The organism is Streptomyces sp. NPDC111606, assembly GCF_055656945.1.
This window is the reverse complement of the sequence record NZ_JBVKBY010000001.1, coordinates 972,220-984,558: the sequence shown is the minus strand read 5'-3', so window position 1 is coordinate 984,558 and position 12,339 is coordinate 972,220. Positions and strand designations below refer to the sequence as shown.

Sequence of the window (12,339 nt, the reverse complement as noted above, 5' to 3'; positions counted from 1 at the left end):
CTGTCCGACCCTCCGTCAAAGGAGCTCGATGACCATCCTGAGGCGCTCACTCAGTCGTACGTACCTAGTCACCGCAGTACTCCTGACCACCCCCCTGGTCGCGACCGGCAACGCCTCGGCGGGGGAAGCCGGCTGCACGTCCTCCGTGCCGTACGTCTCGGGCGAGGGCGGCTACGACACCTACCGCATCCCGGCGACGATCACGACCCCGCGCGGCACGGTGCTGGCCTTCGCCGAGGGCCGGCACGACGGGGCGGGCGACACCGGCGACATCGATGTCGTCCTCAGACGCTCCCTCGATGGCGGCTGCACCTGGGGCCCGCAGTCCGTGGTCGCCTCGGGAGACGGGGACACCCGGGGCAACCCGGCCCCCGTGGTGGACCCGCGCACCGGCGCGGTCGTGCTGGTCACCTCCTACAACAGCGGGGATGTGACGGAGGCGCAGATCATGCGGGGCGAGGCGACGCCGGAGCAGAGCCGGCGGGTGTTCGTCCAGCGGAGCGCGGACGACGGCCGCCACTTCTCGTCGCCGCGGGACATCACGGGCCAGGTGAAGCCGTCGAACTGGCGCTGGTACGCCACCGGCCCCGGTCACGCCATCGCGCTGCGGCGCGGTCCGCATGCCGGGCGGCTGGTCGTCGCGTCGAACCACTCGGCCGCGCCGGCGCCGGGGTCCGGGGACACCGGGCAGGAGTCCAAGTACTACGGCGCCCATGCCATCTACAGCGACGACGGCGGGCGTTCCTGGCGGATGGGTTTCGTCGACGACTCGTACGACGGTTTCAGCAACGCGAATGAGTCCACTGCGGCCGAACTCCCCGACGGCAGGCTGTACTTCAACTCCCGGGACCAGAACGGCACGAGTGCGGGGAACCGGCTCGACAGCCACTCCGGTGACGGCGGTGAGACGCTGGACCGGCCGTACACGGTTCAGCCGGCGTTGAACGAGGTACCGGTGGTGGAGGGGAGCGTCCTCCAACTCCCCGGTGTTCGTGGCGCGTTGCTCTTCTCCGGGCCTTCCGTGCCCACCGCGCGTCAGTCGATGGCGGTGTGGCGGAGTACGGACGGTGGGGCGACCTTCACGAAGGCGCTGACGCTGTCTCAGCAGCGGGCGGCGTACTCGGATCTGGTGCCGCTGGGGCGGGGCGTGGTGGGGATTCTGTACGAGACGGGGGTGGAGGGGACGTACGAGACGATCGAGTTCCGCAGGTTGCCGATGAGCTGAAAACCAGCCCCTCCGGCGTGAAACAACGCCTACAACAACCCCGCCCCCGCCAAGAACTTCCCCACCCGCTCAACCTCCTCCGTCGACAACGCCACCTGCGGTTCCGCCGTGGCCGCGCAGTCGATGACCCCCCGCAGATGCAGCGCCGCCTTGAAGGCCCCCAATGCCGACGAGCTACCCCCCATCCGCCCGGGATCCCCGACAGTCACCATTCCGAACAGCCCGCACAACCGCTCCTGCTCGGCCCGGGCCAACTCCCGGTCCCCGGCCCGGCACAGCTCGAAGAGCCGCACGTACCCCCGCGGGTCGACGTTCGCGAGCCCCGGCACCGCCCCGTCCGCCCCCACCGCAAGCGCGGCGTCGGCGATGAGTTCGGAGCCGGTCAGGACGCTGAAGCCGGTGATGTCGGACCGGGTGCGGGCGCCGATGACGACCTCGCGGAAGGCGGCGAGGTCGCCGCTGGAGTCCTTGAGGCCGGCCAGGGCGCCCTCGGCGGCCAGGTCGAGGATCACCTGGGCGGGGAGTTTGACGTGGACGGCGGCCGGGAGGTCGTACGCCACCACCGGGACGGGGCACGCGGCCGCGATCAGGCGGTAGTGGCGGGCGATCTCGGCGGGGTGGGTCCGGGCGTAGAAGGGCGCTGTGGCGACCACCGCGTCCGCACCCGCCCGGGTGACCTCGCGTACATGGTCCAGCACCCTCGGCGTGGTCATGTCGATCACTCCGGCCAGCACCGGGAGCCGGCCCCCGACGTGCCCGGCCACCGCCTCCACCACCACCCGTCGCTGCGCGTCCGTCAGATACGCCACCTCCGACGTCGAGCCGAGCACGAACAGGCCGTGCACCCCGGCCTCCACCAGGTGGTCGACCAGCCTGAGCAGGGACGGGACGTCCACCTCGCGGTCCGGTGTCAGGGGCGTGCAGACGGGCGGGATGACACCGGTGAGCGGGGTGGGGATCATGATCAAGGCTCCCTGGAACTGTGGCTCTGTCGTACGAGGTCGCGCGTGGCCTCGCCCTCCTCCACCGGATGGTGACACCTGTAACGGTGCTCGGGCGTTGACGCGGCCGAGAAGTCCGGCATCGCCTCGGCGCACACCTCGTCCGCCTTCCAGCATCGCGTCCGGAAGGGGCACCCGCTCGGCGGCCGGGTCGCGGAGGGGACCGGGCCGACGAGCGGGATCGGGTCGATGGGGTCGAGCAGGCCGGGGGTCGCGGAGAAGAGGGCGCGGGTGTACGGGTGCCGGGAGCCGTCGGTGACCCCGCTCGCCCGGGCCTCCTCGACGATCCGGCCCAGGTACATCGTGATCACGCGGTCGCTCATCCGGCGTACCGTCTGGATGTCGTGCGAGACGAAGACCAGGGCGAGGCCCAGCCGCTCCTTCAGGTCGAGGAGGAGGTTCAGGATCTGGGCCCGCACCGAGACGTCCAGCGCGCTCGTCGGCTCGTCCGCCACCACCAGATCGGGGTCCAGGGCCAGTGCGCGGGCGATGGCCACGCGTTGGCGCTGGCCGCCGGAGAGCTGGCCGGGAAGGGCGTCCGTCAGGGCGCGCGGGAGGCCGACCAAGGACATCAGCTCCCTGACCCGGTCCTCGCGCTCGCTCCTCGTGCCCCGGTCGTGCACGTCCATCGGGTCCCGCAGTATCTGCCGGACCGTCAGGCGCCTGTTCAGTGCCGTCGACGGGTCCTGGAAGATCATCCCGATGCCGGCGCCCACCGCCGTCCTGCGCTCGGCCGGCGCCATCGTCCACAGGTCGCGCCCCCGCAGGGCCACCGTGCCCGACGTCGGGCGCTGCACTCCCACCAGGACCTTCGCCAGCGTCGACTTGCCGCACCCCGACTCGCCGACCACGCCCACCGTCTCGCCGGGCGCGATGACGAGATCGGCGCCGGTCAGGGCGTACACCTTGTCCCGGGTGAACAGCCCGCCGCTGCGCGCCCTGTGCACGACGTGCGCGTCCGAGAGCTCCACCAGCGCGTTCACATGGGCATGCGTCGCGAAGTTCGCGCCGGTCATTCCAGCTGACCTGCCTTTCTGCTGGGGGTCCGGGGGTTATCCCCCGGGAGAATGCAGCCCGAGCGGTCTGTCGGCGCCAGCACGATCGCCGGATGATGGCAGGCCGCCGTGTGCGTGGCCGTCCCCACCAGGTCGGGCGGCGTCGTCCGGCACACCTCGCTCGCCAGCGGGCAGCGGTCCGCGAAACGGCAGCCGGCCGGGAAGTCGGCGGGGGAGGGCACGACGCCCTTGATCTGCGTCATCCGCTCCTGTGCCGACTCAAGCGACAGCACGCTGCCGAGCAGGCCCCGCGTGTAGTGATGCGCCGGCGCCTCCACCAGGTCGGCGGTCACGCCGGTCTCGACGATCTGGCCGCCGTACATCACGACCACCCGGTCGGTGACGTCCGCGATCAGCGCGAGGTCGTGCGAGACGAGGATCAGGGCGAAGCCCAGTTCCTCCCGCAGCCTCAGCAGCAGCTCTATGATCTGCGCCTGCACGGTGACGTCCAGGGCGGTCGTCGGCTCGTCGGCGACGATCAGTTTGGGGTCGCGGGACAGGGCCATGGCGATCAGGACGCGCTGGCGCTGCCCGCCGGAGAGTTCGTGCGGGTAGCTGCGCAGCGTGCGGTCGGGGTCGAGGCCGACCAGCCCCAGGAGTTCGTGGGGGCTGCGGTGGCCTCCGCGGCGGACGACCTGCTTGAGCTGGGAGCGGATCGTCATCGCCGGGTTCAGGGAGGACAGGGCGTCCTGGTAGATCATCGCCATCTCGTGGCCCAGCAGCTTGCGGCGCACCCGCATCGGCTCACCCACCAACTGCCGCTGGTTGAAACGGACATGGCCGCGCACCCGGGCGCCCTTGGGCTCCAGGCCCATCACCGCGAGGGCGGTGAGCGACTTGCCGCAGCCCGACTCGCCGACCAGGCCCAGGACCTCACCCGGCTGCACCTCGAAGCTGATGCCGTCGACGATGTCCACGCCGCTGTGCCGGCCCTCGAACCCGATCGCCAGGTGCTCCACCGCGAGCACCGGCAGCTGCCCCTGGGGCAACGGCCGCGCCCGTGCCCGCAGCCGCGCCGCCGCCTCCGTCAGCCCCGGCAGCTGCAGCACCTCACCGCTGCCCGGCTCCGGCGCCTCGAGGCGGTCGTCGTGCTTGCGTACGTCGACCTCGCGGGCCGTGGGCGCCGCCCACGCGTCCGACACGCCCTCGGAGAGGATGTTCAGCGAGAGCACCGTCACCAGCATCAGCAGGCCGGGGAAGACGGTCGCCCACCAGCCGCCGGTGAGCACCATGTTCTTGCCGTCCGCGATGACGCTGCCCCAGGAGGGGTCGGGGGGACGGACGCCGGCTCCGATGAAGGACAGCGACGCCTCGAAGACGATCGCCTCCGCCACCTGGACCGTGCAGAACACCAGCACCGGGGCGGCACAGTTGATCGCCACGTGCTTGATGACGATGTGCGGGGTGCGGGCGCCGATGACCCGTTCCGCCGTCACATAGTCCTCGCCGTACTGGTCGAGGACGTTCGCCCGGACGACTCGGGCCACCGGCGGCGTGAACAGGAACGCGATCGCGCAGATCAGGACGGTGATCCCGCCGCCGAAGACCGCGACGAGCACGGCGGCCAGCGCGATGCCGGGGAACGCCATCACCACGTCCAGGCAGCGCATCAGCGTCTCGTCGACCGCCTTGCGGGAGGTCGCCGCGATCGCGCCGATCAGGGCGCCCACGACGAGCGCGAGCCCGGTCGCGCCGAGCCCGATCGCGAGCGACCAGCGGGCGCCGTACATCAGCCGGCTGAGGATGTCCCGGCCGAGGCTGTCCTGGCCCATCCAGTGCTCGGCGGACGGATGCCCGGTGCCGTCGATGGGCGGCTGCTGGTCGAGCGGGTCGTGCGGGGCGAGGAGCGGGGCGAGCAGGGCCGTCAGGACCACGACCGCCAGGAAGCAGACGGCGACCTTCGACAGCAGGGGCAGCCGGCGCCAGCCGCGCAGCCGGATGCCGGGCCGGGACAGCGCCTCGGCGAGACGCTTGCGGTTGAACGTCATGTCGCCTCCCGCAGGCGCGGGTTGACCAGCAGGTACAGGATGTCGATGACGAGGTTGACGACCACGAAGCCGGTCGCCGTGGTCAGGACGACGCCCTGGACGACCGCCGGGTCACCGTTCTTCACCGCGTCGATCATCAGCTTCCCCATCCCGGGGAGGGAGAAGATCGTCTCGATGACCACCGCGCCGCCCAGCAGGTAGCCGACGCGCAGGCCGAGCACCGTCAGCGGGTTGATGAGCGCGTTGCGCAGGACGTTGCGCCCGACGACCACCCGCGGCGGCAGCCCGCTGCCGATCGCCGTGCGGACGTAGTCCTTGTCCAGCTCCTCCACCACCGACGTCCGCACGATCCGCGTCAGCTGCGCCGCCACCGGCAGCGAGAGGGCGAGCGCCGGGAGCGTCATGGTCTTGAGCCAGCCCGTGAAGGAGTCCGCCGGGTTGATGTAGCCGCCGGTCGGGAACCAGCCGAGGTCGACGGCCAGGTACTGGATCATCAGCAGCGCCAGCCAGAAGCCGGGAGCGGCGACTCCGGTGAGGGAGACGACCCGGATGATCTGGTCGGGGAGCCGGTCGCGGTAGATGGCGGCCGTCACGCCGCCGACCAGGGACAGGACGACCGCGATGCCGAGGCCCAGGAAGGTGAGCTGGAGGGTCAGCGGCAGCGCGGTCATGACCTGGTCGACGACCGGCGCCCGGGTCAGGGCGCTGATGCCCATGTCGCCGTGGAGCAGGTCGCCGATGAAGACGACGTAGCGGACGGGGAGGGGGTCCAGCAGGCCGTTCTCCTCGCGGAAGTCGTGCAGTTGCTGGGCGGTGGGGTTCGCGCCCTGGAAGAACGCGGACGCCGGGTCGACGTCCGAGAACCGCATCACCAGGAACACGAACAGCACGATGCCCAGCATCAGCGGCACGAGCAGCGCGACGCGGCGGGCCAGGATCCTTACGACGGTGATCACAGAAGGGCTCCTAGGCCCACTTGGCCTGGAGGAGGTTGATGCCGGGATACGGCTGTGCCCTTATCCCGCTGAGCTGCTTGGGGTTCCAGGCCGTCATCAGCTCGTTGTGGACGACCGGGTAGAGCACGGCCTGCTCGGCGACGACGTCGATGTAGTCCTGCACGATCGTCTTCTTCTTCTCGGCGTCCGGCTCCCGGGTCGCCCGGTCCATGTCCTTGAAGAGCGCCTTGGCGATCGAGTTGTCGGCCCACCGCGTGTACTGCATCCACAGGTTCTCGGGGCCGTAGTTGTAGTGCATGATCAGGTCGGCGTCGAGGCCGAACTGGTTGGGGTTCGAGGCCGCGGCGACCACCTGGTAGTCCTGCTTCTGGTCCATCTTGGTGAAGACGGCCGTCGTCTCCTGCGGGGAGAGGGTGGTCTTGACGCCGATCGCGTCCCAGGACGCCTTGATGGTCGGCAGACAGTCGACGATCCAGCTCACGTTGACGGCCAGGATCTCGATCTTCAGCCCGCTGACCCCGGCTTCCTTCAGCAGCGCCTTCGCCTTGTCGGGGTCGTAGTCGTAGACGCTCTTCGCGCGCCGGTATGTGGGGTTGGCCTCGTTGAGGAAGGACGACGCCGGCTTCCCGTGCCCCTTGAGGGCGACCTCGATCATCTTCCCGGTGTCGATGGCGTAGTGGAGCGCCTGGCGGACGCGTACGTCGTCGAAGGGCTTGTGCTTGGTGTTGAACATCAGGAAGAGGTTGTTCATCCCGGCGCCGCCCGCCACCGTCAGCCCGCCGCCCTCCAGCTGCCCGATGTTGGCGTACGGGATGTTGTCGGCGATCTGCGCACCGGCACTCGCGCCCGAGATCCTGGCCACGCGCGGCGCCGCGTCCACGATCGTCAGCCAGTTCATCTTCTTGAAGGCGGCCTTGCGCGGGCCGTTGTAGTCGGCGAACGCCTCGAAGGTGGTGTTGGACTTCGGGTGGTGCGCGGTCTGCCGGTACGGCCCCGAGCCGATCGCCTTGCCCGCGATGGCGTCCTCCCAGCCGCCCGGCTGGGAGAAGACGTGCTTCGGCATGATCTTGGCCAGGGTCAGCCGTGAAATCCCGTCCGGGAAGGGGAACTTGAGGACCAGCTCGACGTTCTGCGCGTCGATCTTGCGGACTTCCTTCAGCCAGCTCGCGAAGAAGCCCTTGGCGAGGGTCTGGGTCTTCGGGTCGAGGATCCGGTCGAAGACGAAGACGACGTCGTCGGCCGTGACCGGCTTGCCGTCGTGGAACTTCGCGCCCGCGCGCAGGGTGAACCTCCAGGTCGTGGCGTTCGGGTCGGCCGGCACCTGGGTCGCGAGCGCGGCGTACGGCTCCCGCGAGATCGGGTCGGTGTCCAGCAGCCCCTCGTAGATGTGGTTGTTGGCGGCCATGCAGAAGGCGGACGCGGTCTGGGTCGGGTCCCAGCTGCCGTCGTTGCCGTAGCCGATGACCGCCGTCAGCGTCCGGTTCCGGCCACCGCCCCCGCCGGTCTCGTTCGTGGACTGGGGCCCCGACGAACAGGCCGACAGTGACGCGGAGACGGCGGCGGCCGCACTCAGCGCGCCGGTGTACTTCAGGAACGACCGGCGGTGCAGCGCCGGCACGTCGTGGGTCACGTCGCGCACGGGTCCTCCAGCGGTGGGTTGTGTGAGGAGATACGACGTCCTACGTCCTGACGGTCAGCGCGACCATAGGTGGGGTGGTGGGGGCGGTCAAGGGATCTCACACGAATGGCGCATCTGCCACAGGTCGGACCAATGACGCTGTGAAATGGCGCGAGTTGACCCCCCGTCAGGGACCGTTCGGGCGGACATGGGACGTGGGACGTCCAGGTGCGCGTACGATGCGCCGCATGCCCGGGCAGCCCAGGAACAGTCGTACGTCCGAGGAGTCCAGGAACAGCCGGATCCAGCGTCAGGTCATGCAGCTGATCATCGACCGCAGGCTCCAGGCGGGCGCGCTGCTGCCCACGGAGGCCGAGCTGATGGAGGACCTCGGCGTCAGCCGCAACTCCGTCCGTGAGGCGCTCAAGGCGCTCCAGGCCCTCGACATCGTGGAGATCCGGCACGGCTACGGGACGTATGTCGGCCAGGCCTCGCTCACTCCGCTGATCGACGGTCTGACGTTTCGCACGCTCGCCCGGCACGACCATGACGACTCGGGGGCGCTGGCGGAGATCCTTCAGGTGCGGGAGGTGCTGGAGGAGGGCCTGATCCGGCGGGTGGCGGCGACGGTGACGGAGGCCGAGCTGGACCGGCTGGAGGCGGTCGTGGCGCGGATGGAGGCGGCGGGGCGGGCGGGGCGCGCCTTTCCCGACCTGGACCGCGAGTTCCATGAGCTGCTGTACGCGTCGCTCGGCAACGACCTGGTGCCGCAGCTGCTTGCCGCGTTCTGGACGGTCTTCCGGCGGGTGTCCGGCGCCCGCGGCCGCGCCGACGACCCCTCACCCGACGTCACGGCCGGCCGGCACCGGGACATCGTGACGGCGCTGCGGGCCCGTGATGTGGAGGGGGCGCAGCGGGCGATGGCGGTGCATTTCCGGGGGATCGCGGCGCGGGCGGCGCAGGGGCGTCTCGGGCTGGAATGCCCGGACCGGCATCGAGAGGCAGAGCCCCCCGGCTGAGGCGGTCAGGAATCGAGAAGCGCCCGCACCTGCGCGCCGCTAGCGTGACCGCCATGGACATCAGCATTCACGCCAGTTTTCTCCCGCACGACGACCCCGAGGCCTCCCTCGCCTTCTACCGCGACGCGCTCGGTTTCGAGGTCCGTACCGATGTCGGTCAGGACAAGATGCGCTGGATCACGGTCGGCCCCGCCGGCCAGCCCGGTACGTCCATCCTCCTCGCGCCCCCCACCGCCGACCCCGGCATCACCGAGGACGAGCGCCGCGTCATCGCCGAGATGATGGCCAAGGGCACCTACGGCTGGATCCTGCTCGCCACCTCGAACGTCGACGACACTTTCGAGAAGGTGCAGGCGAGCGGCGCCGAGGTCGTCCAGGAGCCGACCGACCAGCCGTACGGCATCCGCGACTGCGCGTTCCGCGACCCGGCGGGCAACCTGATCCGTATCCAGGAGCGGGGCTGAGACCCAGCCCGTCCAACCCGCCCCGGCCTCCACCCCCGCCCTTGCCGGCAGCGTTCCCGACCGAGTTGCAGATGGAGACTTCACGATGACCGAGCCGCACGTTGCCGACAGCCATGACCTGATCCGCGTGCACGGCGCGCGCGAGAACAACCTCAAGGACGTCAGCATCGAGATTCCGAAGCGCCGCCTGACGGTGTTCACCGGCGTCTCCGGCTCGGGCAAGAGCTCGCTGGTGTTCGACACGATCGCCGCCGAGTCGCAGCGGCTGATCAACGAGACCTACAGCGCGTTCCTGCAGGGCTTCATGCCCAACAACGCGAGGCCCGAGGTCGACGTCCTCGACGGGCTGACCACCGCGATCACCGTCGACCAGCAGCGCATGGGCTCCGACCCCCGCTCCACCGTCGGCACCGCCACCGACGCCAACGCGATGCTGCGTATCCTCTTCAGCCGGCTCGGCAAGCCGCACATCGGCCCGCCCGCCGCGTACTCCTTCAACGTCGCCTCGGTCTCCGCGAGCGGCGGGTTCACGATCGACCGGGGTGCCGACAAGACGAAGACCGAGAAGGTCAGCTTCAGCCGCACGGGCGGCATGTGCACGCACTGCGAGGGCCGGGGCACGGTCTCCGACATCGACCTCACGCAGCTGTTCGACGACTCGAAGTCGCTCTCCGAGGACCCGTTCACCATCCCCACCTACACCGGGGACGGATGGGTGGTCCGGGTCATCGCCGAGTCGGGGTTCTTCGACAAGGAGAAGCCGATCCGGAAGTACACCAAGAAGGAGCGGCACGACTTCCTCTACCGCGAGCCGACCAAGGTCAAGATCAACGGGGTCAACCTCACCTATGAAGGGCTGATCCCGAAGCTCCAGAAGACCTTCCTGTCCAAGGACCGCGAGTCGATGCAGCCGCACATCCGGGCCTTCGTGGACCGGGCGGTCACCTTCGCCCGGTGCCCCGACTGCGACGGCACCCGCCTCAGCGAGCTGGCCCGCTCCTCGAAGATCGGCAAGATCAACATCGCCGACGCCTGCGCCATGGAGATCCGTGACCTGGCCGAATGGGCCCGCGGGCTCAAGGAGCCGTCGGTGGCGCCGCTGCTCGCCAAGCTCCGGCACACCCTGGACTCGTTCGTGGAGATCGGCCTCGGCTACCTCTCGCTCGACCGCGCCTCCGGCACCCTCTCCGGCGGCGAGGCACAGCGCACCAAGATGATCCGTCACCTCGGCTCCTCGCTCACCGACGTCACGTACGTCTTCGACGAGCCGACGATCGGCCTGCACCCGCACGACATCCAGCGCATGAACAACCTGCTCCTGCGCCTGCGGGACAAGGGCAACACCGTGCTCGTCGTCGAGCACAAGCCGGAGACCATCGCCATCGCCGACCACGTCGTCGACCTCGGCCCCGGCGCCGGCACGGCGGGCGGCACCGTCTGCTTCGAGGGCACGCTGGAGGGGCTGCGCAAGAGTGACACGGTCACCGGGCGGCATCTCGACGACCGGGCCACCCTGAAGGACACGGTCCGCAAGCCCACCGGCACGCTCCCGATCCGCGGCGCGGGCGCGAACAACCTCCAGGACGTCGACGTCGACATCCCGCTCGGCGTGCTCACCGTCGTCACCGGCGTCGCAGGCTCCGGCAAGAGCTCGCTCGTGCACGGCTCGATCCCCTCCGACGAGGGCGTGGTGTCGGTCGACCAGACCCCGATCCGCGGCTCCAGGCGCAGCAACCCGGCGACGTACACCGGAGTGGCCGACCCGATCCGCAAGGCTTTCGCCAAGGCCAACGGTGTGAAGCCGGCCCTGTTCAGCGCCAACTCCGAGGGCGCCTGCCCCACCTGCAACGGCGCCGGTGTCATCTACACCGACCTGGCGATCATGCAGAGCGTCGCCACCACCTGCGAGGACTGCGAGGGCAAGCGGTTCGACGCGTCGGTGCTGGAGTACCACCTCGGCGGCCGCGACATCAGCGAGGTGCTCGCGATGTCGGTGACCGACGCCGAGGAGTTCTTCCGCGCGGGCGAGGCGCGGATTCCCGCCGCGCACAAGATCGTCGAGCGGATGGCGGATGTCGGCCTCGGCTACCTCACCCTCGGCCAGCCGCTGACCACGCTGTCCGGCGGTGAGCGGCAGCGGCTGAAACTGGCCACGCACATGGGGGACAAGGGCGGCGTCTACGTCCTCGACGAGCCGACCACCGGCCTCCACCTCGCCGACGTCCAGCAGCTGCTCGGTCTGCTCGACCGGCTCGTCGACTCCGGCAAGTCGGTCATCGTGATCGAGCATCACCAGGCCGTCATGGCGCATGCCGACTGGATCATCGACCTCGGCCCCGGCGCCGGTCACGACGGTGGCCGGATCGTCTTCGAGGGCACCCCCGCCGACCTGGTCGCCGACGGCTCCACCCTCACGGGCGAGCACCTCGCGGCCTACGTCGGCGGCTGACCCGCGATGTGCTTCTGGACGGGCCGGGACCTGGCCCGCGAGAATGTGGGTGTGCGATCCAACTCGACGTCCGAGGAACAGCGGCTGCGGAACCTCGCGCTGCTGCGCCGGGTCCGTGACCGGATGGACCGGGAGTACGCCCAGCCGCTGGACGTCGAGGCGCTCGCGCGCGGCGTGCACATGTCGGCCGGGCACCTCAGCCGCGAGTTCAAGCTCGCCTATGGTGAGTCGCCGTACGGCTACCTGATGACGCGGCGGATCGAGCGCGCCATGGCGCTGCTGCGCCGCGGCGACCTCAGTGTCACCGAGGTCTGCTTCGAGGTCGGCTGCTCGTCGCTGGGCACCTTCAGCACGCGCTTCACGGAGCTGGTCGGCATGACGCCCAGCGCCTACCGGCGGCAGGCGGCGGACGCTACGGCGGGGATTCCGTCGTGCGTGGCGAAACAGGTGACCAGGCCGCTGCGGAACCGGGAAGTGCCGTTCAGCCGGGCGGCGGCGGTCGCCGGTGAGGCGCCGGTCGGCAGCTCGGCGCAGCCGCAGGCATCGTGACGGGCCGGGGGCGCC

At 70.2% G+C, this 12,339-nt stretch carries 10 protein-coding genes; 5 read left to right on the top strand and 5 right to left on the bottom strand.

Going from position 1 to position 12,339, the window contains the following annotated elements:
* Positions 1–28: 28 nt before the first annotated feature.
* A complete protein-coding gene (locus tag ACZ7M7_RS04550; RefSeq protein ID WP_383610856.1) occupies positions 29–1,225 on the top strand; it encodes a sialidase family protein in 1,197 nt (398 codons plus the stop codon).
* 29 nt (positions 1,226–1,254) lie between these two features.
* Here ACZ7M7_RS04550 and ACZ7M7_RS04545 read toward each other — a convergent pair whose 3' ends face one another.
* Genes ACZ7M7_RS04545 through ACZ7M7_RS04525 form a run of 5 tightly spaced genes read right to left on the bottom strand, consistent with a single transcriptional unit; the run spans position 1,255 to position 7,864 of the window.
* Positions 1,255–2,190, bottom strand: a complete 936-nt coding sequence (locus ACZ7M7_RS04545; RefSeq protein WP_383624952.1) for a dihydrodipicolinate synthase family protein — start codon at positions 2,188–2,190, stop codon at positions 1,255–1,257.
* Positions 2,190–3,209 carry an oligopeptide/dipeptide ABC transporter ATP-binding protein gene (locus ACZ7M7_RS04540; RefSeq protein WP_383611156.1) on the bottom strand — a complete coding sequence of 340 codons (1,020 nt, stop codon included), beginning with the start codon at positions 3,207–3,209 and terminating at the stop codon, positions 2,190–2,192. The genes ACZ7M7_RS04545 and ACZ7M7_RS04540 overlap by 1 nt, the downstream gene beginning before the upstream one ends.
* A 29-nt stretch (positions 3,210–3,238) precedes the next feature.
* Entirely contained in the window at positions 3,239–5,269 is a 2,031-nt protein-coding gene (locus ACZ7M7_RS04535) for a dipeptide/oligopeptide/nickel ABC transporter permease/ATP-binding protein (RefSeq protein ID WP_383610853.1), read from the bottom strand.
* Complete coding sequence (locus tag ACZ7M7_RS04530; RefSeq protein ID WP_383610850.1) at positions 5,266–6,225, bottom strand: ABC transporter permease; 960 nt, start codon at positions 6,223–6,225, stop codon at positions 5,266–5,268. The genes ACZ7M7_RS04535 and ACZ7M7_RS04530 overlap by 4 nt, the downstream gene beginning before the upstream one ends.
* A 10-nt stretch (positions 6,226–6,235) precedes the next feature.
* Positions 6,236–7,864: an ABC transporter substrate-binding protein gene (locus ACZ7M7_RS04525; protein WP_472112734.1), complete on the bottom strand. Its 1,629-nt coding sequence runs from the start codon at positions 7,862–7,864 to the stop codon at positions 6,236–6,238.
* 218 nt (positions 7,865–8,082) lie between these two features.
* Between ACZ7M7_RS04525 and ACZ7M7_RS04520 the strand changes: the two genes are divergently transcribed.
* From ACZ7M7_RS04520 to ACZ7M7_RS04505, 4 genes are all read left to right on the top strand, one after another.
* A complete protein-coding gene (locus ACZ7M7_RS04520) occupies positions 8,083–8,862 on the top strand; it encodes a FadR/GntR family transcriptional regulator (RefSeq protein WP_472112731.1) in 780 nt (259 codons plus the stop codon).
* A 53-nt stretch (positions 8,863–8,915) separates the two neighbouring features.
* Positions 8,916–9,326, top strand: a complete 411-nt coding sequence (locus tag ACZ7M7_RS04515) for a VOC family protein (protein ID WP_328427750.1) — start codon at positions 8,916–8,918, stop codon at positions 9,324–9,326.
* A gap of 85 nt (positions 9,327–9,411) precedes the next feature.
* Complete coding sequence (locus ACZ7M7_RS04510) at positions 9,412–11,775, top strand: ATP-binding cassette domain-containing protein (protein WP_453822024.1); 2,364 nt, start codon at positions 9,412–9,414, stop codon at positions 11,773–11,775.
* Positions 11,776–11,898: 123 nt separating this feature from the next.
* On the top strand, positions 11,899–12,324 hold the full coding sequence (locus ACZ7M7_RS04505; protein ID WP_383611153.1) for a helix-turn-helix transcriptional regulator: 426 nt from the start codon (positions 11,899–11,901) through the stop codon (positions 12,322–12,324).
* The last annotated feature ends 15 nt before the right edge of the window (positions 12,325–12,339 follow it).